Here is a 23,014-nt window from a genome sequence, read left to right on the forward strand (position 1 = left end):
CCGTAACGTCTTTCGCGAGCAACGAAACCAGCACCAGCTGCGAAGGAGCCACCATGCCACGAGTCGTCGTGTTCGACGAGTTCGGCGGGCCGGATGTCATGCACGTCGTCGAGGAGCCGGCCGTCGAGCCCGCGGCCGGGGAGGTAAGGGTCAGGATCGAGGCGTTCGCCGTCAACCCGCTCGACCTGATGATGCGTTCCGGCGCCTTGCCCGCGACCGTCTCTCCGCCCCACGCCCGCCTCGGCGTCGAAGGAACCGGCGTCGTCGACGCGCTGGGCCCCGAGGTCACCGGGCTGAGGCTCGGCGATCCGGTCATCCTCACGGCCGTCCCGGACGCCGGTGTCAGGGGCAGCTACGCCGAATACACCACGGTCCCCGCGAGCCAGGTCGTCGCCCGGCCGGCCGGGCTCGCGATCACGGAGGCGGCGGCGATCTGGGTCGCCTACTCCACCGCCTACGGCGCGCTCGTCGAGAAGGCGGGGATGCGGCCCGGCGACCACGTCCTCATCACCGCCGCGTCCGGCGGCGTCGGCCGGGCGGCGATGCAGATCGCCAACCAGCTCGGCGCCGTGCCCATCGCCGTCACCCGGCACACTGCGCGGAAGGACGACCTGCTCGCCGCCGGTGCCGCCGCGGTCATCGCCACCGACCACGCGGACGTCGCCGAAGCCGTCCGCCACCACACCGGCGGGGCCGGCGCCGACATCGTCCTCGACCTCGTCATGGGCCCCGGCCAGCAGGAGCTGCTGAAGGCGGCCCGCCCCGGCGGGACACTGGTCGCCGCCGGCTTCCTGGACCCTCGGCCCACCCCCTTCCCGGGCAGCACGCCGCTCACGATCTTCAGCTACCGGAGCTTCGAGCACACCCTCGACGCCGTCGTGGTGAAGCGCATGGCGGCCTTCCTGAACGCCGGTGTACGCCTGGGCGCACTGCGGCCCGCCGTCGGCAGGGTGTTCGCCCTCGACGACGTCGCCGAGGCACACCGCCACCTCGAGAAGGGGCTCCACGCCGGGAAGAAGCTCGTCGTCACGGTCCAGGAACCCTAGGAACGGACCAGGACCGAGCCGGCCCAGCCCGCTCCCGCCCGCCGGGCCGCCGCCGCGGCGACCAGGCCCAGACGGTCACCCGCCAGAGGGCCTCGAACAGGACGCCGGCGCTCATCTTGCTCGTCCCGTTTGCCCGGTCGACGAAGGTGATCGGCACCTCCGCCACCGTGTACCCGTGACGGACGGCCCGCAGCGTGAGATCCACCTGGAAGCAGTACCCCCGTGACTCCACCCCGCCGAGCAGGAGCTCCTCCAGCGCGGCGGCCCGGTAGACGCGGAACCCGCCCGTGGCGTCGGCGACGCGCAGGCGCAGCGCCCGCCGTACGTAACGGTTGGCCAGCCGTGAGAGCAGCTCCCGCCTGCGCGGCCAGTTCGCCACGCGGCCGCCGGGCACCCAGCGTGAGCCGATGACGAGGTCGGCCCGCTCCGCCGCGCGCAGCATGGCGGGCAGCCGCTCGGGCGGGTGCGAGCCGTCGGCATCGATCTCCACCAGCAGGTCGAAGCCGCGCTCGAGCCCCCACCGGAAGCCCGCCAGGTACGCGGCGCCCAGCCCCTGCTTGCGCTCCCGATGCAGGACGTGCACGCCGTCGAGCCCGGCCGCGAGCTCGTCCGCGACCAGGCCCGTGCCGTCGGGGCTGTTGTCGTCGACGACGAGGACGCGGGCGGCGGGCACGGCCGCGCGGATCCTGGCCACGATGCCGGGCAGGTTGTCCCGTTCGTTGTAGGTCGGCGTGATGACCAGAACGGTGCTCATGATCGCTCCTCAGCTCGCGTGCTGGAAGTCGGCCCAGGCGCTCGTCCATGGAGTTCGCGGCCCCGAGCAGACCGTGATGGGCAGGCCCTGCTCCTCGTTCGCGACTGCGGTGCCGTGATCGACGACCCCGGCGGATTCACAGGCGGTGAAGCGCGTCCGCAGCCGCTCGGGCGGCAGCCCCACGGCGACCACCGTCCGCGCCGTCCGCGGCGGTGGCCCCTGGTGCCACAGCTCGTTGTGCCCGCTGTAGACGGGGATGCCCGGCGCGAACCGGTTCAGTGCACCGGCCTCGCCATAGTTCGAGGTGATCACGATCGTCCCTGGTGGCAGCGCCCGGTGCACCGCCGCCACCTGCGCGGCGAACTGCGGCCAGCCCACCGACTCCCTGGACACCTCGTTGGGCGAGAAGCTGAGCGCCGGCAGCGGGAGCAGCGGCAGCGCCACGGCGATCCCGATGACCGAGGTGCCGAGCAGCCCCCACCACACCGTCCGCAGCCGGGCGCGGCGGGCCCGCATCCACGTGGCGGCGGGCACGCAGCCGGCCACGAAGGCGAAGATCAGGCTCCCCGTGACGTAGTCCGCCCGCCCTCCTGACGCCCAGCCGAGCAGGATCGTCACCAGGGCGGCGATCGCCAGCGGCCGGGTCTCCGGCCGCCGGTACGACCACGCCCACCCGGCGACGGCGATCACGAACGCTCCCATGCTGAGCAGCGCCACCAGCATCGGCACGAACATGATCCGGTTGACGGGCTCGCTGAGCGTGGCGGCCATGGTGAGCTGGGGCCAGCCGTTGACCGCCTGGTAGACCACGTTCGGCGACGCGAGTACCGCGGCCAGGAGCGCCCCGGACCAGAACCACCTGCCGGCGAAGACGGCACGCGGCCCCTTCGCCGCCGCCCCGGCGGTGACGAGCAGGCCGGCGGCCAGCCCGGCGAGCAGCAGCAGGATGAGGTGCTTGTTGTACGTGGCGGCGCCCGCGACGGCCCCGGCCGCCGGCCACCACCGTCCGTCGCCGCGCAGCAGGGCGCGCAGCACGCACAGGAGGCACGCCGTCCAGAACACGAAGTCGGCCGACTGGGTCAGCAGGGTGTGCCCGGTGAGCAGGGGGAACATCCCGGTGCCGAGCCCGGCGGCGGCGAGCGTCTGCGCGCCGCGGTGGCCGCCGAGCTCCCGCGTGATCGCGGCGCCGAGGAGGATCAGCGCCCCCGTGCACAGGGCGGGCACGACCCGCAGCCCGACGATGGTGTCCCCGAACAGCTCCGTGGACAGCCTGGCCAGGAGCGGGGTCAGCGGAGGCTGGTCGAAGTACCCCCAGGCGGGGGTCTGACCGAGCAGCCGGAAGTAGAGCTCGTCGCGGTGGTAGCCGTACCACGGGCTCAGCAGGAGCAGCGTGACCACGACGGCGGCCGCGACCGGCCCGATGGTCCGCCAGGCGATCGGCGGGAGCGGGGGAGGGGCGGCGCGCTGGCGGCCGGGCGTCTGAAGAAGCATGCCTTCACGGTTGCCGACGACCTCCCCGCCCGTCGTCCGACCAGGGACGGAACCTGGAGTCAGCCCCCAGGCATAGGCCGCGGCTCCCCGGGGCGGACCACGCCGTGGTCGAACGCGAAGACGACGGCCGCGGCCCGGTCGCGTACCGCCAGCTTGGTGAAGATCCGGCCGACGTGGGTCTTGATCGTGCCCTCACCGATGACGAGATGGCGGGCGATCTCGGCGTTGGTGAGCCCCCGGCCGATGAGCTTGAGCACGTCGAGCTCGCGGGAGGTGAGCTCGCCGAGCCGCCGGACCGCGTCGGGGTCGGTCACCGGATCCGTACGGTAACGCCGCAGGACCCGCCCGCAGACGGCGGGATCCAGCCAGCCGTCACCCGCCGCCACCGCGCGCACGGCCCGCTGGATGTCCTCGGCCGGAGCGTCCTTGAGGCAGAACCCCGACGCGCCGGCCCGCAGCGCCGCCGCGAGCACGCCGTCCTCGCCGAACGTGGTCAGCACCAGGACGCGGGCGGCCGGATCCGCGGCCAGCAGGGCACGCGTGGCCTCGACGCCGTCCATCCGCGGCATGCGGATGTCCATGACCACGGCGTCGGGCCGGACGCGCGCGACCTCCGCCAGCGCCGCCTGGCCGTCGGCCGCCTCGCCGACCACGTCGAACCCGTACGGCCGGCGCAGGATCGTGCGCAGCCCCGCCCTGGCCAGCTCCTGGTCGTCGACCAGCACCACCGAGATCATGCCGGCAGCTCCGCCCGCACGACCCACCGGTCGTCCTGGGGGCCGGCGGTGACGTGGCCGCCCACCATGCGCACCCGGTCGGCCATCGCGCGAAGTCCCATGCCGCCATTGTGCCGGGACGGGCGGCCGGGCAGGGGGTTGGAGACCGTGGCCAGCACGGCGCCCTCCTCCGAGATGCGCAGCCGTACCTCGACGGAGCACCGTGGAGCGTGGCGGCTGGCGTTGGCCAGGGCCTCCTGCACCAGCCGGTAGAGCACCATCCCGGTCGTCAGGCCCACCGCCGGCAGCTCGCCGTCGACGTTCGAGTCCAGCTGCAGCCCCGCCGTCCGGTACTCCTCGAAGAGCTCAGGCAGCCGGGGCGCGGTCGGCTGGGGGGCGACCACGGCGGGGTCGGGGCCTTCCTCGGCGAGCACGCGGACCACCTTGCGCAGCTCCGCCATGCTCTGCCGGGCCAGGCGCTCCGCCTCGGCGATGCCCGCCGCCGCCTCCTTGGGGTCGTGTTCGAGCGCCAGCCGTACACCGCCCAGGTGCAGCACCGTCACGGCGAGGGTGTGCGCGACGATGTCGTGCAGGTCGGCGGCGAGCCGCTGCCGCTCGGCCAGGGCGGCGGCAGCGGCGGCGGCGCTCTCCGCCCGGTGCAGCCGCTCGCCCACCGCGATGCGGTATCGCACGGCCCAGCCGCCCCAGAAGACCAGCGTCACGGCGGCCAGCCAGTTCGGCCATCCGGGGTCCGGCGTGGTGAACGCCGCCGCGCCCACCACGGCGAGCGAGGCGAGCCACATGACGACGCCCGGCCACAGCCGCAGGGTCAGCGCGACGAGCCCCATGTAGAGAACCAGGATGAACCAGCCGATGCTGTTGACGGCGAGCGTCGTGAGCGCGGCGATGGCGGCGGGAGCCAGCAGACCGGCCACCTCGGCAGGGCGGCCCGGCGCCGTACGCACGATGACGAGGCAGGCGACGACGAAGGCGGCTCCTCCGGCGAGCGACCAGGCCGTGGCGAAGGGCCACGCACAGTCGCTGCCGCGCGTGCTGGTCTGCGCCCACGTCAGCCCGATCAGCAGCACGAGCAGCCCGAGGCCGGCGGGTAACAGCCAGCGGGGAGTCATCACCACATCGTAGGAACAGCCGGTGCCGCGCGCATCCGCCCCCAGGGATACCCGCCCTCTGACCACGGTCAGAGGGCGGAGGCCGGGTGTCTGCCGGCGGCCTGGTGCTACGGTTGGCTGTCTACTGTGCGCATAAGGGGACGTATGTTCGGCATTGTCCGCCCGTGTCGGCACGTCCTGTGCAAGGGGCTCTACACGGACTGGATGGGGCACCTGTGCGGGCTCTGCCTGGCGCTCCGCGAGGAGCACGGACACCTGTCCCGTCTGGTGACCAACTACGACGGCTTGCTCGTGTCCGTCCTCACCGAGGGGCAGGCGCCTGCGTCCGCGTCGCGCCGGAGGGCCGGCCCGTGTGCGCTGCGCGGCTTCAAGGGCGCGGACGTGGTGCAGTCCGAGGGGGTACGGCTCGCGGCCTCGGTGTCGCTGCTCCTGGCGGCCGGCAAGGTGAACGACCACGTGGCGGACGGGGACGGCGTCTACGCCCGGCGCCCGGTGGCCGCAGGCGCCACCCGCCTGGCGGGCCGCTGGTCCTCGGCCGGCACGGCCATGGCCGGCACACTGGGCTTCGACCCCACCCCGCTGACGGCGGCGGCCGGCCGCCAGGCCCTCCTGGAACGAGTCCCCGCCCAGCTGTCCCCCGGGTTGCGAGAGCTGACGGGGCCCACCGAGGACGCCGTGGCCGCCGCGTTCGGGCACACGGCGGTGCTCGCGGGGAAGCCGCATAACCGGGAGGCCCTGGAGGCGGCCGGTCGCAGTTTCGGCAGGCTGGCACACCTGATCGACGCGGTGGAGGACCTGGCCGGCGACCAGGCGTCCGGGGCGTACAACCCGCTGGCCGCCACCGGCACCGGCCTGGACGAGGCCCGCCGCCACTGCGACGCCGCGCACGCGGAGCTGCGCGCCGCCGTGGACGAACTGGACCTGCCCCGCCCCGGCCTGACGCGCGCCCTGCTGGTGCGGGAGACCAGCAGCGCCGTCTCCCGAGCCTTCGCCACCGCCGACCACGCCTCTGCAGGCCCGCACGCCTCCGCAGGCCCGCGCGGCACCATCGGCCCGCACGGCACCACCGGCTCGAACGGTACCGGCCACCCGCCCGGCGATCCCGGCGCGCCGCCCCGGCAACGCCCTCCGAAGCAGGACCCCGGCGGGCTGCTGTCGCTGGCGTGCACCGCGCTGTCCTGCTGCACGTGCGGCCTGTACCGGCCGGCCTGGGACGAGGATCGTGAGAGCTCCTGCTGCGAGCGCTTCGACTGCTCCGGCTACGACTGCTGCGGCAACTGCAGCAACTGCTCCTCCTGCTGTCCGGGTGGGGATGGCTGTTGCTGCGACGGCTGTAGCTGCGACTGACCGGAGAGCCGATGGACGTGCCGGCGGCCGCATCCCAACGATTTCGAGCGGCCGGCCAGATCTTGCAAACCGGCGCCCGCACGTGAATCCCTAATGCTGGGGATTTCTCTTCCTTGGTCGATTTCCCATCCTGAGAAGGCAAGGAACGGGAAACACACGGAAGGACATCTCCAGAATGTCGCAATTCACTGCCGATGAGGCACAAGGGGTCGCCGCCGCCCTCCGCGAATGGGACACCGCGGCGAACGTGCGCGCATCCGTCGGCGCCTCGCTGCACATGCCGGAGTCGCCTCCCAAGGGCGGGCTCGGGCAGCGCGTCGCCAGCGCGTCCGGGATCGGACCGCCGATGATGATGGACAGCCAGCAGCTCGGCCCGTGGAACGCGAGCATCGGGTTCAAGGACGGCGTGGCCGTGGGCGGCTGGGCCAACCTGGGCCTGAGCGACACGGGATCGGTCAACTTCAGCGGGCACTTCCACGTGTCGGGCGCGATCAGCTACGACACGGCCTTCGTCTGGGCGGTCAAGGACGCCGTGGGCAACATCTACACCTTCCAGCACACCGGCAGGGTGCACGGAACCTTCGAGCCCGGCTCGCGGGATGACGACTGGGGCAAGTCCGAGATCAACACCTTCATGCACGATCACTGGGGGGAGCTGTACCGGAGCTGGTCCTGGCGCTGGGAGGCCCGGGTCAACGCCGACTTCGTGCCCTTCCTCGACGCCGTCATCAAGCTGGTCGCCGCCGGGCAGGCGATCGGCAAGGTCATCTCGATCGTCGCCTGAGGGGGCGCTCAGCCGGAGAGCGCCGCGATGAGCTCGTCCCTGCCCTGGGCACGGGTCTTGCCGTACACCGATTTCAGGTGGTCGTTCACGGTGTAGGCGGACACGCCCAGGGCTCGGGCGATCTGTTTCGGGGCCGCCCCGTCGTAGAGGTGTTCGAGGACGCGGCGTTCCCGGGTGGTGATGCCGTACCAGTCGCAGAACGACGGCAGCAACAGGCCGCCGCCGGCCGCCTGGATGACGATGGCGACGTCACCGTCGCCCTTGTCGTCCAGCGGCTGGCCGTGCATGAGGACCGAGCGCCCGAAGTTGGCGGTCGGCGTGCAGAGCAGCGGCTGCCAGGCGCGGGGGTCGCGGGCGTGGGCTCGCGCGTGCAGGGACAGCCCGACCCAGAAGGCGTCGGCGATCCAGTCGGGCACTCCGCTGCCCAGACCCGGCCACATCTGCCGCATCCAGCTTCGCGCCTGGGGTGAGACCGACCTGACGGCGTGGTCGGGACCGACCGTGATGACGCCGGTCGGGAGCGCGGGGATCGAGGGGGCCAGCGGTCCCGCCGTGACGTAGCGGCGCAGCGCCGCCAGCAGCGCGGGGACGAGCTGCTGCGCCCGCCGGCGGTCCTGCGGGCCGAAGGGCCTGACGTCCGTGGCGCGCAGCAGGCCCAGCATGCCCCACGGCCCGTGCCGGTCCGTGATCAGGAGCCGTAGTTCGGCGCCCACGCCGTGCGACGCCAGCAGCCGCCGCATGCGCGTGCCGCCGCAGCCTCCGGCTCCCACCACCGCGACCGGCTCGGTGCGCCGCGCGAGCAGCGGTGGCGGGCAGGGGTCGCCGTCCAGATGCCTGTTGAGCACCAGCTCGCTGACGAGCGCGGGCTGGTACGCGTGCCAGAAGCTGAAGGTGCCCAGGCCGACCCCGGTCGCCGGGTTCAGGCCGACCAGGCGCAGCGCGTCGTGGGGCACCTTGCGCCGGATGATCCGCGAGATGGCCGCTCCTGCCGCGGCCGGGCCGCCGGCCGATTCGACGGCGGCACACAGCTCTTGAGCAATGCGCCCATCACCGGCCTCGATCTCGGAAAGCGTGCTTACCACTTCATCATTCTGAGCCCGCGCATCCTGGATGCTCAACGGCTTTATTTTCTGCCATTTTTTTCGCGTTATTCCGTGGAAAGCCGCCATATTTTATGGATTTGTGCGGTCGCGGCAGGAGGCCGGGTGCCGCCGGGAGAAGCGGCCGGGCCCGGCGCGGTACGCGGTGCCGTCCGGGAACCTGATCCGCGCCTGGGAGCCTCCAGGGACGTCGGCGGAGATGGTCAGGTGGCCGTCCTGGACGCGCCAGTCGACGGTGATGCTGCCTTGGGGGCTGTCGAACGTGCCTTCCGCCCACGTGATCGACCCGTCGAGCACGGGCGCGACGACGAAGGACTCCCAGGCGATGGAACCGGGCGCCTGGTACAGGCCGAGGGTGTGGGTGTGCAGGAAGCGGACGACCGCGCCCTTGCTGTAGTGGTTGAGCGAGGCGGTGGCGGTGCCGTTCTCGTCCACGCCGTCCCAGTCCTCCCAGATGGTGGTGGCGCCCCGGTCGAGCATGCCCAGCCAGGAGGGGGAGGTGCGCTGGTACAGCAGCCGGTAGGCGACGTCGGCGTGGCCGGTGTCGGCGAGGACGGGGAGCAGGTCCGCGGTGGACAGGAAGCCGGTGGTGAGGTGGCCGCCGGCCGCGTCGACGAGGTCCACGAGGTGGCGGGCGGCCTTGTCCCGCACGTCCTCGGGGACGAGGCCGAAGGCGAGGGCGCGGACGTAGCTCGCCTGGGTGCCCGCCTCGGTGCGGCCGTCGTCGTCGAGGAATTCGCTCTGCCAGGCGTGGCGGACCTTCTCGGCCGTGGCGTGGTAACGGGCGGCGTCGCCGGTGTGGCCGAGCACCCGCGCGACGGCGGCGAGGGTGCGGGTGGAGCGGTAGAGGTAGGCGGTGCCGACCTCGCCCTTGTCGGCGGTGTACCAGGCGACGGGGTCGCTCAGCACGGGATCGATGAATGAGCCGTCGGCGGCCCGCTGCCTGGGCTCGGTCCATTCGCCCCAGTGGAAGGAGCCGTCCCAGAGGTACTCCTCGTGGGGGAGCGGCTCGGCGGAGCGCTCGACGCGGGAGGGGTGGCGGGCGGTGCGGGCGGTCGTGAGCGCCCAGTCGACCCACCGGCGCATGGCGGGCCAGTTCTCGGCGAGGGCGGCGGTGTCGCCGTAGGTCTCGTAGAGCACCCAGGGGACGTGGACGATGGCGTCGCCCCAGCCCGCCGAGCCGGTGATCGCCTCCGCCATCGGGTCGGCGCGGGTCTTGAGCCGGTTGGCGTCCGGGGAGGAGTTGACCACGCGGCCGTCCGGGAGCTGGTCGTCGCGTACGGACCGCAGCCACTTGCGGCTGAAGCCGTCCACGTCGAACAGGCGGGCGGCGGTGGCGGCGAAGATCTGGTAGTCGCCGGTCCAGCCGAGGCGCTCGCGGGTGGGGCAGTCGGTGGGGATGTCGACGGCGTTGCCGCGGAAGCTCCAGCGGGCCGCCTCGTGCAGGCGGTTGAGGTCGTCGTGGCTGCAGGTGAAGGTGGCCGTGGGGCGCAGGTCGGTGTGGACCACCGCCATGGTCACGCTCGCCGGGTCCACGGCGCGGGAGAGGCGGGCGTAGCGGAAGCCGTGCACGGTGTGCCGGGGCTCGAACACCTCGCCGGGCCTGCCGGCGGAGACGACCTCGTCGCGCTGCACGAACGGGATCGGCTGCTCGCCCGGCTTCTGGCTGTCCAGGTGGGAGGTCGTCAGGTCGCCGGCGGGGGAGAGGTGCTCGCCGTGGTCGATCACGGTGCGGGTGCCGGACGGGCCGAGGTCGGCGAGGCGGATCCAGCCGGAGGCGTTCTGGCCGAAGTCCACGACGCAGCCGCCGTCGTCCAGGCGGGTCACCGAGTGCGGGGCGAGCCGCTCGACGCGGCGCACGGGCGGAGCCGGTGACCAGCCGATCGGCGGCGCGGTGACCGCGTCCACCAGGACGGCACGGGTTTCGCCCGGCGGGGCGGTGAAGTCGGTCGTCTGGCCGTCCATGAGGTCGGCCGCGACGACGGGGCCGCGGCGTGAGGTCCAGCTCCCGTCCGTGACCGCCACCGTCTCGGTGCCGTCGGCGTGGCGGACGTGGAGCTGGAGCCGCGCCGCGGTGATCGTGCCCCAGGAGTCGCGCCTGCGCCACGTGCCGACGCTGCCCCGGTACCAGCCGTCCGACAGCAGGATCTCCAGGTCGTTGTCCCCGTCGCGGAGCAGCGCCGTGACGTCCATGGCCTGGGCGTGGAGGGTGTCGGCGTACGACGTCCAGCCCGGGGTCAGCTCCGCCGTACCGGCGCGCGTGCCGTTGACGAACGCCTCGTAGACGCCGAGCGCGGTGGCGTAGAGCCGGGCCTCGGCGAGGTCGCCGCGCAGCCGCACGCTGCCGGAGAGCACGCGGGGCGAGGCGCCGTCCTCCTGCGGGGAGATCCAGCGGGCCGACCAGTCCCCGTCCAGCAGCCCCGACTCGAACGTGTGCCACGGCGACCACCGCGACGACGAGCCGTCCAGGTGCGTGCGGACCCGCCAGGCGACGCGCTGCCGGCTGCGCAACGGCGGCAACGGCCACTCCACGAACAGGTGCCGCGCCGAACCGGCGCCGTCAACTGCCTGCTCGGCGCCGTCCACGCGGACCTGCAGGTCGTAGCCGTCCTGGCGGCTCCACTCGCGCGGCAGCTTCCACGACAGCCGGGGCACGGGGCCGGAGACGGGGAACTGGTCTCCGCCGCTGTCGATCCGCAGGTCGTAAGGCGATTGGCTGATCATGATCTCTTTCTGCCTCATCGGACGGACTTGACCTTGAGGAGGATGAGCAGGCCGCCGGCCAGGGCGAGCACGGCTCCGGTGAGGTAGAGCAGGGTGTAGTTCCTCTCCGCGCCGGTCATGCCGGCGGTGATGATGAACGGGGCGGCGAGCGGGGCGATCGCGCTGGGGATCTTCTGCGCGAACGCGACCACCGCCATGTACCGGCCCGCCTGCGCCCGGTCGGGCAGCACCGCGAAGACGATCGCCTGGTCCACGGCGGCGAACACGGCGATGGCGAGCTGCATCAGCACCGCGCCCGCGATCAGCGGCGGCAACGAGTACGCGAACGCGTCGACGCACGCCCCGGCGACGAACAGCAGCGAGCCGATGAACGTGAACAGCTTGCGCCGGCGGAGCTTGTCGGACAGGAAACCGCCGGCCAGGGCGCCCACGGACGCCGCCACGACGCCCAGGATCCCGATGGACGCCACGACGCCCGCGACCTCCTTGACGGGCAGGTCGAGGCGCTGGGCGTAGAAGAACGTGCCGAAGGTCGTGTTGAAGTACAGGCCCATGAAGAAGATGAAGCGGCCGAGCCAGTTCCACCCGAAGTCCGGATATTTCCTGGGATTGAAGACGAAGCTGGCGAACAGCTCCTTCGCGCCGACGTGGGTGGAGCGTACGAGATCGTACGAGCTGCCCTCCGCCTTGAGGAACGGCAACAGGACGATCATGAAGAAGCCGATCAGCCCGGGCACCATGAACACCAGGAACGTGCTCGACGAGACCGCGTAGGCGACGCCGATGCCGATCACCGGGGCGATCTGCGTGGTGAGGCCGGTCAGGGCCGACACCCGGCCGCGCTGCTCCTCGGGGACATGATCGGCCTGCAGCGTCTGGATCGCTCCACCCGCCACCGACCAGCCGATCATCCCGAACACCCAGCCGAGGCCGATCAGCGGAACGGTCGGGGCGACGGCCACGACGGCCAGCGCGGCCAGGCCGAGCAGCGCCCCCGCCACCATGAAGGGCGCCCGCCGCCCGTACCGCGACCTGGTGCGATCGCTCCACATGCCGATCAGCGGGCTGAGCACGAGGTAGACGAGCTGTGCGGTGCCGGTGACGTAGCCCAGCATCTCCTCCTGTCCCGGTGCGATCTCCGAGATGCGTACGGCGAGCGCGTACGTCAGCGGCACCATGAGCGCGATCGACGCCCCGAAACCGGCGGTCATCAGCAGCGCGAGGTAGCCCGCGCCGATGCGCTGCAGCGGCGGCGCCGCGAGGTCCGCCTGCTCGGTGCCGGGCGCCGTCACGGGCCGGGACGCCGCGGCTCCGACGGGGAGGGCATCACTGTCCGGTCGTTCTTCGACCACTGGGGCTCCTCTGGGGTTGGGGTGGTGCTGTCGGCGCGCAGGCCCCACGAGATACAGCGCGCGTTCGAGATCTCTAGCGGTCGCGTCGATGCGCGACTCCCCCGCACAAGGCAAAAGTAACCACAGTGGAAACTTTTTAGCAATACTAGAATCTGGATCAATCGCCGCCCCGGGCGCGACAGCAGACGGAGGACGTTCGTGACCGCTCCTGAACAGGGCCCTGAACAGGGCAAGGAACCCGCAAGACGCCGCCGCGGCCCGAACGCCGCCACCCCGGCCCGGCGTGCGCAGATCGTCCGGGCGGCGCTGGAGAGCTTCGCCCAGCACGGCTACGAGCGGGCGTCGCTGCGGGACATCGCCGCCCGGGCGGGCGTGACGCACGCGGCGCTGCTGCGGCACTTCTCCGGCAAGGACGAGCTGCTCCTGGCCGCCCTGGCCCAGCGGGAGGCGGACGAGGAGAAACTGGCCGAGCAGATCCTCCACTCCGGGCTGACGGGGGGCAGCGTGCTGTCCGCGGTGCTGCGCGAGGAGTTCGAGAACCCCGGCTACCAGCGCAACTGGCTGGCACTGTCGATCGCGGCGACCGACCCCGCGCATCCCGCGCACGAGTTCTTCGTCACCAGGCGCGAGCGCATGCGCACCCGCTTCAACAGCAGCCCGCTGCCCACCTCGCGGGACAGCGCGTACCTGTCGGCCGACGAGAAGGTCACGCTGGTGCTGGCCATGGTCGACGGCCTGCGCATCCAGGCCCTGCTCGACCCGTCCCGCGAGCCCCTGGGGCTCCTCGAGGTCTTCATGAAGCTGGTCGTCACCCCGGAGGAGGGCGCCACCGCCGAGGTGCGTTAAGCTACATGTGTAAGAAAACTTGCAGTTGTAGTTTTTCGACGGATGGGATGCGCCGTGGCCGCCAGGGAGAACACCGACCGGCGCGTGCGCCGCACCCGATCCGCCCTGGCCGGGGCGCTGATCGAGCTGGCCGAGGAGCGGGACCTGTCCCGGATCAGCGTCTCGGACGTGGCCGAGGGCGCGGGAGTGAGCCGTTCGGCCTTCTACGACCACTACCGGGACGTCCACGAGCTGGCCGAGGACGCCTGCACCACGATGATCGACGAGCTGATCGAGTCCCTGCCCGGCCCCGCCCTCGACTCGGCGGACCTGGTGCGGGAGGCGATCGCGTCGCTGACGGCGTTCTTCGAGAGCCTGGCCGGGCACGCCGGCCTGTACCGGGCGCTGCTCGGCTCGCAGGGCAGCGCGCGCGTCGCCGGGCACATCCGCCGCCGCATCGCCGCCGTGATCCATGACCGCCTGAGGCAGGCCGACGCCGGCGCGTGGCCGGAGCGCGTCCCGCACGACGTGACGGCGGCGTTCACCGGCGGCGCGCTGATCGGGGTGGCCATGGACTGGCTGGAGCGCGGCTGCTCCCGCCCCCCTGCCGAGATGGCCGAGGTGACCTGGCCGCTGCTGAACGCGCAGTACCGCGTCAGCGCTAGCCGGGGCTGAGCGCCCGAGCGCCACCACTGGTTCCTGAGCTGAAGGAGATGTTTCATGTCCACTGCTGATGTGTCGGGCAAGTCCCTTGCCGAGCTCGTTTCGCTGAAGGGACGGCGCGCGGTCGTCACCGGCGGCGGTCGCGGCCTGGGCAAGGCCATCGCCGCGCGGCTGGCCGAGGCCGGGGCCGACCTGCTGATCGGTGACCTCGACGAGGAACTGGCCGCGGCGGCGGCCAAGGAGATCGCCGAGCGCCACGGGGTGCGTGCGATCGGTGCCGCCATGGACGTCACCGACGCGTCGGCCGTGTCCGACGCGGCCGACCGCGTGGTCGCCGAGCTCGGCGGCCTGGAGGTCTGGGTGAACAACGCGGGGATCTTCCCGGCCGTCCCCCTGCTGGAGATGACCGAGCAGACATGGGACCAGGTGTTCGCGGTGAACGCGCGCGGTGTGTTCACCGGTGCGCGCGAGGCCGCCCGCCGCATGGCGGTGGCCGGCACGGGCGGCGTCATCGTGAACATCGTCTCCACCGCCGGCTTCCGCGGCAGCGCCCCCGGCCTGGCCGCCTACGTCGGGTCGAAGCACGCCGCCCGCGGCCTCACCCGCGAGCTGGCCCTCGAACTCGCCCCCATGGGCATCCGCGTGCTCGGGGTCGCGCCCAGCTTCGTCCCCACGGAGGGCAACCTGGCGATGGCTGCCGCCGCGGGCGTGGACCTCGCCGGACTCCCGCCGACCGACCTCATGCTGAACAGCCCGATCGGCCGCGTCGGCACGCCGGACGACATCGCGCGCGTCGCCCTGTTCTGCGCCTCGGACCTGTCGGCGTTCATGACCGGCAGCACCCTGCTCGCCGACGGCGGCGACACCGCCTGAGCGGCGGCACCGCCCGCCTGAGCGACACCGCCCGCCTGAGCGGCGGGCGGCCGGTGCGGCGCGAGCGAGCCGCGCCGGCCGCAGGGGGAGCGGATGCTCAGCCGGCGCTCGGTGGCCTGCGGCCGGCCAGGGGCCTCCACCGGTCGCGCAGCGCGTGGGCGGCGGCCTTGGGGCGGCGGTCGCGGGTGAAGACGCCCTTCTTGTTGCCGTCCACGCGGTGGATGCCGTGGGCGGTCTGGAAGTCGGCGAAGTTCCACACGTGCTCGCCGACGAACGCCTCGATCCGGTCGAACACGCGGTGGTGCATCTCCAGGTAGGCCTGCTGGTACTCCTCGGTCCACGGGGTGTCCCACACCGAGTGCAGGCCGGGCTGCGTGTCGGCGCCGTACTCGCTCATCATGATCGGCTTGCCGAACGTCTCCGCCCAGCCGCGCAGGTCCGCCTCCAGGTAGGTCTCGGCTGTGGCGAGGTCCCCCGTGGCGATGTACCAGCCGTAGTAGCGGTTGACGCACACGACGTCGAACAGGTCGGCGATGCGGTCGTTGTCGTGCGTGGCGAACATGACGGCGGAGTAGGTCACCGGGCGGGTCGGGTCGAGCTCGCGGGTCAGCTCGACCAGCGGCTCGAAGTACTCGCGCGCGCCCTCCTCGTTGGAGGCCGGCTCGTTGGCGACGCACCACATGACGACGCTGGGATGGTTCTTGTCCCGGGCGACCAGCTCGCGGATCGCCTGGGCGTGCGCCTCGCGGGTGGCCTCGCCGAAGGTCTCGGGAGAGAACGTGCGACGGGGCGGCGCGCCCAGCAGCCCGGAGGCGACGGCCAGGTTGAGCCCGACGGCGGCCGTTTCGTCGATGACGACGATGCCGTGCCGGTCGGCGAAGTCCAGCACCTCCTCGGCGTAGGGGTAGTGGGAGGTGCGGAAGGAGTTGGCGCCGATCCACTCCATGAGCTGGAAGTCGTGCACGAGGTAGGCGTCGTCGTGGCCCTTGCCGCGTACGGGGCTGTCCTCGTGCCTGCCGAAGCCGGTGAAGTAGAACGGCTCGCCGTTGATGAGGAACTGCGTGCCCCGCACCTCGACGGTCCGCACGCCGAACGGCTGCGGGTAGGAGTCGCCGTCGATCTCGGCCACCAGCTCGTACAGGTACGGCGCGCCGGGCCGCCACAGGGTGACGTCGTCGATGCGCACGGTTCCGGTGGCGCCCTCACCCGCCGCGACCTGGGCGCCGGTGGCGTCGAGCACGCGTACTCGGACGGGCGCGGGTTCGCTGGTCCGCACGGTGTACTCCACCGTCCCGTCGAGGGCGGTGACGACGGTGATGTCCTGGACGTGCACGGGCGGGCGGCTGTAGAGCCAGACCGAGCGGGCCAGCCCGGCGTAGTTGTAGAAGTCGTGCAGGTACGTCTGTTTCCTGCCCCCGTCGGCGGTGACGGTGATCGTCCCGGGCGGGATCGTGACATCGGTCAGCTCGTTGCCGACCGCGATGGTGAGCCGGAACTCCTGCCCGGCGCGCACGTGCTCGGTGATGTCGGCCTCGAACGGCGTGTAGCCGCCTGCGTGCTCGGCCACCAGGACGTCGTCCACGTAGATCCGGCCCTGATGGGTGGCGGCCTCCACGCGCAGGACGACACGTTCGCCCGCCCAGCCGCGCGGCACCCGCACCTGTCGCTGGTACCACACCCAGCCCACGTGGTCGCGGATGGCGGGATCGGTGAACAGGTCGTTGTAGCTGGCCGGGACGGCGGCCTCCAGGGTGGTGTCCAGCGGGCCGGGGCCGCCGTCGAGGGCGAACCGCCACAGGCCGTCGAGGTTCACCAGCTCGCGGGTGGGGGTGGAGCGGGGCTTGAGCATCAGATCCCCCCGCGGCGGGCGACCTCGCCCAGCCAGGCCAGGCTCGGCTTCGGACGGCGCTCGAACGTCTCCCGGTCCACGGCGATGAGGCCGAAGGTCGGCTCCCAGTGGCCCCACTCGAAGTTGTCCAGCGCGCTCCAGTGCAGGTAGCCGCGCACGTCGATGCCGTCGTCCATGGCGGCGAACAGGTGGCCGAGCGCCTCTGCGGTGTAGGCGACGCGGCGCGTGTCGTCGGGGGTGGCGATGCCGTTCTCGGTGACGAGGATCGGCGTGTGGCCGGTCGCCTCCCAGGCGTGCCGGACGGCGATGCCGAGGGCGTCGGGGCGGTAGGCGTTGCCGGTCATCGTGTTGTCGGGGTGCTGCGGGTGCGGGACGACGCCGTTCTCGTCCACGGCCTGGCTGGTGTAGGACTGCACGCCGATGAAGTCGTCGTCGCGGGCCGCCTCTAGGTAGAGGTCCTCGCGCACCTGGCGCACCTCGCGCAGCTTGGCCTCGTTGCCCGGCGTCGGGGTGAGCGCCTGGCAGGCCACCGTCCAGCCGACGGCGGCCCCCGTCCGCTCCTTCAGCACCTCGCGGGCGGCGTGGTGGGCCTCGGCCAGCCGGGCGCCGATCTTCGGGTCGGGGTCGGGCAGCACCGGACGGGCGGCGCCCTCGACGGTGGGGCTCATCCACTCCTCGGTGGACCGCTGCTCCTGCGCGTCGCGGGCCATGCCGATCATGAGGGCGAGCATGTTGGGCTCGTTGATCGTGCACACCCATGAGACGCCGTCGAGGATGCTCGCGGCCTCGCCTGCGTAGCGCCGGAAGCGCTCGATCGCCTCCTCGCCCAGCCAGCCGCCGGACTCGGCGAACCAGCGCGGGTTGGTGAAGTGGTGCAGGGTGACGACGGGGGTCAGGCCCAGGTCGAGCGCGGTGTCGATCATGCGGCGGTAGTGGGCCAGCTCGGCCCGGGAGAACTCCCCGGGGATCGGCTCGATGCGGGCCCACTCGAGGCCGAAGCGGTAGGCGTTGAGACCTGCCTCGGCCAGCAGGCGCATGTCCTCGGCGTAGCGGTGGTAGCTGTCGATGGCGTCGCCGCTGCGCTGCATGCCGGGCATCGCCTGTTCGAGGGCCCACCAGTCGCTGTTGAGGTTGTTGCCTTCGATCTGGTGCGGGGCGGTCGCCGCACCCCAGAGGAAACCGGAGGGGGTTTTGGGCATGGTTGAGTTCCTTGCTCGAGACCATGGGGGTGACGCTGGCGACACGCTAGCATGAAAACCGAATCGCGATACTAATTTGGAGGGGCGTCCATGACGGCATCCGGCAACCGCGGCCCGTACGCGAAGACCGCGGCGGTACGGCGCCGCGTCCTCGAAGCCTGCGTGGACGCCTTCGGCGAGACCGGCTTCTACGGCGCCACCATGAAGGACATCGCCAAGCGCGCCGGCATCAGCCACACAGGCCTGCTGCACCACTTCCCGCGCAAGGAGGACCTGCTGCTCGGCGTGCTGGCACTGCGCGACGAACGAGGCACCGAGTTCCTGCAGTCGGCCAAGGTGCTGGACCCGGCGGCCGACCCCGTCGAGATCCTCGACGGCATGATCGCCGTCATCGTGGACAACGAGCTCCAGCCCGGCCTCATGGAGCTGCACTGCGTCGTCTCCGGCGAGGCGACCTCGGCCGACCACCCCGCGCACGCCTACTACGCCGACCGGTACCGCAACCTGCGCCGCTTCTACGCCGAGACGTTCACCGCGCTCGCCGAGCGGGGGCTGCCCCCGGCGATCGACCCGGAGACCCTGGCCACCATGACCGTCTCGCTCATCAACGGCCTGCAGGCGCAGTGGCTGTTCGACCGCGACACCGTGAAGGTCGAGACCGCGATCCGCCAGTTCCTCCGCACGGTCGTCCCGGCGCTGTCGTCGCTGGACACCGCCCGCCGCGACGCCACCCGGGACCGGTCCGCTTGATGGCGTCCGCGCCGATGCCCTTCACGATGTGACGCCGCGCCATCAGGCACCCCTGGATGACCGCCACGGCGGCGAGGCCGGGCCAGTGGGAGGATCTTGTTGCGGGTTCATGCCGTGGCGTCCAGAGCGCGGAGGTCTGCGATGCCGCGCCCCTTCGTTTCAGCAGGCACGCGCGCCGGCTTCAGCCGCTTCTCCTTCGGCGGACTCGTGGACCGGCGCTTCAGGAGGGGGACTGGACCTCGTCGAAGAGGGCGAGGGCTGCGGTGGGGTCCGGGCTCACGAGGCGTTCCAGACCGGCCGTCGTGAACTTCGCCCACCTGCCCGCCCGTGCCCACATCTGTTCCTCGAAGGCGCGGACGGCCTTGTCCAGATCGTCGGGACCGGAGGCGGCGGCGACGGACTCGGCGAGTTCGGCGCCTTCCATCATCGCGAGGTTCGCGCCCGCCCCCAGCGGGGGCATCAGGTGTGCGGCGTCGCCCAGGAGCGTCACCCCGGGGACGTGGGCCCAGGTGTGGGACACGGGCAGGACGTGGAGGGGGCGGTGGACGAAAGCGGTGCCGTGGCGGAGGAGGTCGAGGACGGGAGCGGCCCAGCCGTCGAACAGGGCCAGCAGGCTTGATCGCACGGCCTCGACGTCGGCCAGGTCCAGGCCCGCGCCCAGGCCCGTGCTCAGGCCCGCGTCCAGGCCCGCGCCCAGGCCCGTGCTCAGGCCCGCGTCCAGGCCCGTGCTCAGGCCCGCGTCCAGGCCCGTGCTCAGGCCCGCGTGCCGGTTCAGGCTCAAGTGCCGTTCCGGGTCCGTGTGCCAGTCCAGCGGCGCGCGGAACTGGGCGTACACCTTGACGTGGCCGCCGCTGTTGCGCTGGGCGACGAGGGCGCGGTTCACGCCGTACACGGCCACGGAGCCGTCGCCGATGAGCCGGGCGAGGTCGGGGTGGCGGTCGTCGACGTCGTCCAGGGAGGTCTCGACATAGGTGATGCCGGTGTAGCGCGGCGTCGCCGACGAGAGTGCCCGGCGGACCCGGGACCAGGCGCCGTCCGCGCCGACCACGAGGTCGAACGCCTCCTGCCGCCCGTCCGCGAAGTGGACCAGCACGCCGTCCCGGGTCCCCGGCACCACCTCGGTCACGCCCCGCCCCCACTGAACGTCGAGGGGGCCGAGCAGCAGGTCACGGAGTTGCCCGCGGTCGATCTCGGGATGGGCCCGATCGTCCGGACGGGGCCGCCAGTCGCGCAGGACGGTCCCGTCCGTGTCCAGGATGCGCATGGCCTGCCCCTCGGGACGGGACAGCGCCTGGAACCGCGCCAGCAGCCCCGCCTTGGCCAGAGCGAGCTGGCCCAGGTTCTCGTGCAGGTCGAGCGTGCCGCCCGGGGGACGGGCGTCGGGGGCGGGATCGCGTTCGAGGACGGTGACGGGGTGCTCGTGGCGGTGCAGGACGCGGGCGAAGGTGAGGCCGGCGGGGCCGCCTCCGACAACGGCGATACGATGTCTCATGTCGATACACTGTATTTCTGCAATACGCTGTATCGCAACAGTACGATGTAACCATGACTGTGTGGGACCGGCCGGAGCCGCCGACTCGCCCCGTGCCGCTCGACCGGGAGCGCATCGTTGCCGCCGCCATCGCGCTGGCCGACGAGGGCGGGCTGGAAGCGGTGTCGTTGCGCAAGGTCGCCGCCCGGCTGGACGCCGGCCCGATGCGGCTGTACGGATACATCTCCACCAAGGAGGAGCTGTTCGACCTCATGGTGGACGAGGTCTACGCCGAGATCCTCCCCGAGGAGCAGCCCGGCGACTGGCGGGAGGCGCTGCGCGTCCACGCCCACCGCACCAGGCAGGCCACCCTCCGCCACCAATGGCTGGCCGACCTGCTCGGCCGCCGCCCGTCCCTGGGCCCCAACGCCATGGCCGTGACCGAGGTCACGCTGTCCGCCCTCGACGGCCTCGCCGACCTCGACACCGTCATGCGCGCCGTGGAGACGGTCAGCGCCTACATCACCGGCGCGATCAGGCGCGAGATCGCGAACCTGCGGGCCGAGCGCGCCACGGGCCTGTCCAGGCGCGACTGGCAGCGCGCCTCCGGCCCGCACGTGAGCAGGATGCTGGCCACGGGCCGCTTCCCGGCGCTGGCCAGGTTCGTGCACGAGGGCACGGAGGTGGACGCCGAGACGTCCTTCGCGACCGGCCTGGACTGGGTCCTCGACGCCGTGGCCGCCAAACTCGCCCGGCCGCCGGCGTGAGGCTCGCGACGTCCGGGTGACAAGTCCGTGCCCGGCGGCCGCACCCGCTCACCACGGCCGATGACCGTAATCCGGCGGGCCACACCATCGCCGTCATGCGAGGCGCGGCTCGCGCGACGTCCAGCCCCACCTGGACGGTGTCATCGCGGGGCGGGCGACTGAGGGAGCCCTTCGTGCAGGCGCTCGAGGCGCTCGCGTACGCCGGGGTCCGGCTCTGCGCGCAGGGCCGCCGCCACGGCAGCACGCGCTTCGGGCGGCAGCGTGGCGTGGTCCCAGGCGGACAGCGCGCGAACGGCCAGGTTGCGGTTGCGGACGACAGGGCTGGCCAGGCCGGCTGCGATCAGGGGCCAGCCGCGTCCCGGCCAGGCGTCCAGGCTCTGCAAGAGCATGTCGAGGGCACGGTGGGCGCGGAAGCGGGGGCCGACCCCGTCATCCTGGCCGGGTCCTGAGGCGATCTCGGCCAGCGGGAGGAGCTCCGCGGCCAGCGCGAGAACCTCGTCCACGTCCGGCGGTTCCGCCTGCCGCATCAGGGCGTGCCAGTGCGCCTCGCCGTACGGATCGGCGCGCAGCCGTGCCCGCAGAGCGCCGGCGGTCGGGATGCCCAGCAGCTCGCACACCTGTACGGCACGGCGGAACGCGTCGTCGTCGTCCGCCGCGGCCAGGGCGCCCGGAGCCAGCTCGGCCCAGACCGGGCGGGCCAGGATCTCCGCGCATCGCGGCAGCAGTTCGGGCCAGTGCTCGGCGGCGTACTCGCGCAGGGCGTGCACGTGCAGGAAGTGGCGCAGTTCCCCGGCGTCAGGCCCCGCGATGCGGCCGAAACCGCCGGTGCGGGCCTCGACGTGGCCGAGATACAGCCCGGCCGCCCGCCTGCCCTCCTGGTAGCCGGACATGCCGGCGACCGGCCCGCCCTCGTCGGTGAGCGTCGCGAGGATCTCGCCCGCGGCCTCCAGCAGCTCGTCGTCCGGAGTCCCGGCGAGCCTGCCCGCGAGGTCACCGGCTTCGGCGGCGGTCCCGGCGAGGTAGGCGGTGCTCACGGCGTTGCGGAAGCCCTGGCGAACGATCCACTCGCGCACGGCCGGGTCGGGCACCTGGGCCAGGTGCTCGACCAGGTGGATCCGCCCCCACCCGCGCACCTGCCTGGCCAGCGCCCACAGGTCGGCGGTCGCATCGCCGTCGGTGTTGCGCAGGGCGTTCAGCGCGAACAGGGTGAACTCGTCGTGCCGGCCGAGCGTCATGAGCTCGTCGCGGTGGTGTGCGGCGTCGAACAGGCCCAGCAGCGCGATCCCCAGCTTGACGGCTTCGCGCTCGTCCGACTCGGTGGCCAGCGCGTACCCGAGGTGGTAGATCCCGTCGGGATCAAGGCCGGCGGAGCTGACCTCCGACAGCAGGGCGTCCACCAGGGCGATGATCCGGGCCTCCCCGATCGCCTTGCGTACGGTGGCGGGCTTGAGCGTCGCGATCGCCGCGGACAGGCGCCGCAGCTCCTCCTCGTCGGCCTGGCCGCCCCAGTGGTAGACCAGCACGCCGTCGCGCGCGCCCGGCATCCACGCCGTTCCCGGCCCGCGGGCCGCGTCGGGCAGGTCCTCGCCGCCGCCGTCACGCAGGTGCTGGTAGATGGACGGGCTGGCCTTCCACCACTTTCGTACCATTCGCAATCACTTCCTTGCCGTGTTTCGGTCATGCCGGGATCGGGGCCTCACAGCCGGTGGACCGTGAGCGTCGTCTTCCCGTCCCTGGCCGTCGACGCTCGCCACCCAGCCGTCGCCCCACCCTGCGTTCCGGCCCCTCCGCCCGCGGCGAGGATCCCGCCGGGCTCGTCGCTCCTCCGGGGACCTGGCCCATGGCCGGGTCGCGCAGCGTCAGGCCGCCGCCCTCGGCCGCGCGGGCAAGGCCGCCGCCCGGGAAGCCGCCGTGCTCGCGACCAGGGCCTTTTCGGGCGTCGCGCCGTCCCGGCCGAGAGGCGAGTCACGCGCTCGGTGGGGATCGTCCAGCGCACCCGTCCGGTCCGCGCGTCCCGCGCGCTCGGTGCGCACCCGCTCAGCCGGCGGGTCTCCCTTCCCCGGGCGTGCGCATGGGAGGCGGGGTGGGCGTGCCGCCGGGCGTGGCGGTCACGGCGGCAGAGGGCTCGGCGGCGCCGCACCCCGTGGACGCCACGAGCGCTCCACCGATCACT

19 protein-coding genes are annotated in these 23,014 nt (G+C 72.7%); 8 read left to right on the forward strand and 11 right to left on the reverse strand.

What is annotated here, in order from left to right; genetic code table 11:
* The first annotated feature begins 53 nt into the window (after window positions 1-53).
* Window positions 54-1,046, forward strand: a complete 993-nt coding sequence (locus AB0I79_RS33150; RefSeq protein ID WP_357881446.1) for a zinc-dependent alcohol dehydrogenase family protein — start codon at window positions 54-56, stop codon at window positions 1,044-1,046.
* Here the strand turns inward: AB0I79_RS33150 and AB0I79_RS33155 are convergent.
* From AB0I79_RS33155 to AB0I79_RS33170, 4 genes are read right to left on the reverse strand one after another with little or no spacing between them, the layout of a single operon-like run.
* Window positions 1,027-1,800 carry a polyprenol monophosphomannose synthase gene (locus AB0I79_RS33155; RefSeq protein ID WP_357881449.1) on the reverse strand — a complete coding sequence of 258 codons (774 nt, stop codon included), beginning with the start codon at window positions 1,798-1,800 and terminating at the stop codon, window positions 1,027-1,029. The two genes, AB0I79_RS33150 and AB0I79_RS33155, sit on opposite strands and share 20 nt — an antisense overlap.
* A gap of 9 nt (window positions 1,801-1,809) precedes the next feature.
* The gene (locus AB0I79_RS33160) at window positions 1,810-3,291 is read right to left on the reverse strand and encodes a glycosyltransferase family 39 protein (RefSeq protein ID WP_357881452.1); all 1,482 of its coding nucleotides are present in this window, start codon (window positions 3,289-3,291) and stop codon (window positions 1,810-1,812) included.
* Window positions 3,292-3,350: 59 nt separating this feature from the next.
* Complete coding sequence (locus AB0I79_RS33165) at window positions 3,351-4,028, reverse strand: response regulator transcription factor (protein WP_357881455.1); 678 nt, start codon at window positions 4,026-4,028, stop codon at window positions 3,351-3,353.
* The gene (locus AB0I79_RS33170) at window positions 4,025-5,137 is read right to left on the reverse strand and encodes a histidine kinase (RefSeq protein ID WP_357881457.1); all 1,113 of its coding nucleotides are present in this window, start codon (window positions 5,135-5,137) and stop codon (window positions 4,025-4,027) included. The genes AB0I79_RS33165 and AB0I79_RS33170 overlap by 4 nt, the downstream gene beginning before the upstream one ends.
* Before the next feature lie 144 nt (window positions 5,138-5,281).
* Between AB0I79_RS33170 and AB0I79_RS33175 the strand changes: the two genes are divergently transcribed.
* Together AB0I79_RS33175 and AB0I79_RS33180 are read left to right on the forward strand one after the other, a co-directional pair.
* Complete coding sequence (locus AB0I79_RS33175) at window positions 5,282-6,484, forward strand: DUF5685 family protein (protein ID WP_357881460.1); 1,203 nt, start codon at window positions 5,282-5,284, stop codon at window positions 6,482-6,484.
* A 175-nt stretch (window positions 6,485-6,659) separates the two neighbouring features.
* The gene (locus AB0I79_RS33180; RefSeq protein WP_357881463.1) at window positions 6,660-7,268 is read left to right on the forward strand and encodes a hypothetical protein; all 609 of its coding nucleotides are present in this window, start codon (window positions 6,660-6,662) and stop codon (window positions 7,266-7,268) included.
* Between the two features lie 8 nt (window positions 7,269-7,276).
* Here AB0I79_RS33180 and AB0I79_RS33185 read toward each other — a convergent pair whose 3' ends face one another.
* From AB0I79_RS33185 to AB0I79_RS33195, 3 genes are all read right to left on the reverse strand, one after another.
* Window positions 7,277-8,350, reverse strand: a complete 1,074-nt coding sequence (locus AB0I79_RS33185) for a helix-turn-helix transcriptional regulator (protein WP_357881466.1) — start codon at window positions 8,348-8,350, stop codon at window positions 7,277-7,279.
* A gap of 90 nt (window positions 8,351-8,440) precedes the next feature.
* A complete protein-coding gene (locus AB0I79_RS33190) occupies window positions 8,441-11,092 on the reverse strand; it encodes a family 78 glycoside hydrolase catalytic domain (protein WP_357881469.1) in 2,652 nt (883 codons plus the stop codon).
* A gap of 14 nt (window positions 11,093-11,106) precedes the next feature.
* A complete protein-coding gene (locus tag AB0I79_RS33195; protein ID WP_357881472.1) occupies window positions 11,107-12,444 on the reverse strand; it encodes an MFS transporter in 1,338 nt (445 codons plus the stop codon).
* Window positions 12,445-12,642: 198 nt separating this feature from the next.
* Between AB0I79_RS33195 and AB0I79_RS33200 the strand changes: the two genes are divergently transcribed.
* The 3 genes from AB0I79_RS33200 to AB0I79_RS33210 are packed head-to-tail and all read left to right on the forward strand — an operon-like array spanning window position 12,643 to window position 14,805.
* The gene (locus AB0I79_RS33200; protein WP_357881475.1) at window positions 12,643-13,290 is read left to right on the forward strand and encodes a helix-turn-helix domain-containing protein; all 648 of its coding nucleotides are present in this window, start codon (window positions 12,643-12,645) and stop codon (window positions 13,288-13,290) included.
* A 42-nt stretch (window positions 13,291-13,332) separates the two neighbouring features.
* Window positions 13,333-13,944 (forward strand): TetR/AcrR family transcriptional regulator, encoded by a 612-nt coding sequence (locus AB0I79_RS33205; RefSeq protein ID WP_357881478.1) that lies wholly within the window; start codon window positions 13,333-13,335, stop codon window positions 13,942-13,944.
* A gap of 45 nt (window positions 13,945-13,989) precedes the next feature.
* The gene (locus AB0I79_RS33210; RefSeq protein ID WP_357881481.1) at window positions 13,990-14,805 is read left to right on the forward strand and encodes an SDR family oxidoreductase; all 816 of its coding nucleotides are present in this window, start codon (window positions 13,990-13,992) and stop codon (window positions 14,803-14,805) included.
* Between the two features lie 97 nt (window positions 14,806-14,902).
* Here the strand turns inward: AB0I79_RS33210 and uidA are convergent, their stop codons facing one another.
* Together uidA and AB0I79_RS33220 are read right to left on the reverse strand one after the other, a co-directional pair.
* Window positions 14,903-16,654, reverse strand: coding sequence for a beta-glucuronidase (gene uidA, locus AB0I79_RS33215; protein ID WP_357881484.1), 1,752 nt, complete (start codon window positions 16,652-16,654; stop codon window positions 14,903-14,905).
* Window positions 16,654-17,853, reverse strand: coding sequence for a family 1 glycosylhydrolase (locus tag AB0I79_RS33220; protein ID WP_357881487.1), 1,200 nt, complete (start codon window positions 17,851-17,853; stop codon window positions 16,654-16,656). The genes uidA and AB0I79_RS33220 overlap by 1 nt, the downstream gene beginning before the upstream one ends.
* A gap of 90 nt (window positions 17,854-17,943) precedes the next feature.
* Here AB0I79_RS33220 and AB0I79_RS33225 point away from each other — a divergent pair, with 90 nt between their 5' ends.
* Window positions 17,944-18,603, forward strand: a complete 660-nt coding sequence (locus AB0I79_RS33225; RefSeq protein WP_357881490.1) for a TetR/AcrR family transcriptional regulator — start codon at window positions 17,944-17,946, stop codon at window positions 18,601-18,603.
* 220 nt (window positions 18,604-18,823) lie between these two features.
* On the opposite strand, the gene AB0I79_RS33230 is transcribed toward AB0I79_RS33225, so the two are convergent.
* Window positions 18,824-20,095: an NAD(P)/FAD-dependent oxidoreductase gene (locus AB0I79_RS33230; RefSeq protein WP_357881494.1), complete on the reverse strand. Its 1,272-nt coding sequence runs from the start codon at window positions 20,093-20,095 to the stop codon at window positions 18,824-18,826.
* 53 nt (window positions 20,096-20,148) lie between these two features.
* Between AB0I79_RS33230 and AB0I79_RS33235 the strand changes: the two genes are divergently transcribed.
* Window positions 20,149-20,841, forward strand: coding sequence for a TetR/AcrR family transcriptional regulator C-terminal domain-containing protein (locus AB0I79_RS33235; RefSeq protein ID WP_357881497.1), 693 nt, complete (start codon window positions 20,149-20,151; stop codon window positions 20,839-20,841).
* 140 nt (window positions 20,842-20,981) lie between these two features.
* Here the strand turns inward: AB0I79_RS33235 and AB0I79_RS33240 are convergent, their stop codons facing one another.
* Window positions 20,982-22,496, reverse strand: coding sequence for a hypothetical protein (locus tag AB0I79_RS33240; RefSeq protein WP_357881500.1), 1,515 nt, complete (start codon window positions 22,494-22,496; stop codon window positions 20,982-20,984).
* Window positions 22,497-23,014 lie beyond the last annotated feature (518 nt).

This window comes from Nonomuraea sp. NPDC050202 (assembly GCF_040656115.1).
Classification (GTDB): domain Bacteria; phylum Actinomycetota; class Actinomycetes; order Streptosporangiales; family Streptosporangiaceae; genus Nonomuraea.

Coding starts and splice junctions, on each gene's coding strand:
- AB0I79_RS33180 (WP_357881463.1), top strand. CDS start 6,660: ATGTCGCAATTCACTGCCGATGAGGCACAAGGGGTCGCCGCCGCCCTC.
- AB0I79_RS33165 (WP_357881455.1), bottom strand. CDS start 4,028: ATGATCTCGGTGGTGCTGGTCGACGACCAGGAGCTGGCCAGGGCGGGG.
- AB0I79_RS33220 (WP_357881487.1), bottom strand. CDS start 17,853: ATGCCCAAAACCCCCTCCGGTTTCCTCTGGGGTGCGGCGACCGCCCCG.
- AB0I79_RS33150 (WP_357881446.1), top strand. CDS start 54: ATGCCACGAGTCGTCGTGTTCGACGAGTTCGGCGGGCCGGATGTCATG.
- AB0I79_RS33235 (WP_357881497.1), top strand. CDS start 20,149: ATGACTGTGTGGGACCGGCCGGAGCCGCCGACTCGCCCCGTGCCGCTC.
- AB0I79_RS33205 (WP_357881478.1), top strand. CDS start 13,333: ATGGGATGCGCCGTGGCCGCCAGGGAGAACACCGACCGGCGCGTGCGC.
- AB0I79_RS33190 (WP_357881469.1), bottom strand. CDS start 11,092: ATGATCAGCCAATCGCCTTACGACCTGCGGATCGACAGCGGCGGAGAC.
- uidA (WP_357881484.1), bottom strand. CDS start 16,654: ATGCTCAAGCCCCGCTCCACCCCCACCCGCGAGCTGGTGAACCTCGAC.
- AB0I79_RS33155 (WP_357881449.1), bottom strand. CDS start 1,800: ATGAGCACCGTTCTGGTCATCACGCCGACCTACAACGAACGGGACAAC.
- AB0I79_RS33160 (WP_357881452.1), bottom strand. CDS start 3,291: ATGCTTCTTCAGACGCCCGGCCGCCAGCGCGCCGCCCCTCCCCCGCTC.
- AB0I79_RS33175 (WP_357881460.1), top strand. CDS start 5,282: ATGTTCGGCATTGTCCGCCCGTGTCGGCACGTCCTGTGCAAGGGGCTC.
- AB0I79_RS33210 (WP_357881481.1), top strand. CDS start 13,990: ATGTCCACTGCTGATGTGTCGGGCAAGTCCCTTGCCGAGCTCGTTTCG.
- AB0I79_RS33225 (WP_357881490.1), top strand. CDS start 17,944: ATGACGGCATCCGGCAACCGCGGCCCGTACGCGAAGACCGCGGCGGTA.
- AB0I79_RS33170 (WP_357881457.1), bottom strand. CDS start 5,137: ATGACTCCCCGCTGGCTGTTACCCGCCGGCCTCGGGCTGCTCGTGCTG.
- AB0I79_RS33230 (WP_357881494.1), bottom strand. CDS start 20,095: ATGAGACATCGTATCGCCGTTGTCGGAGGCGGCCCCGCCGGCCTCACC.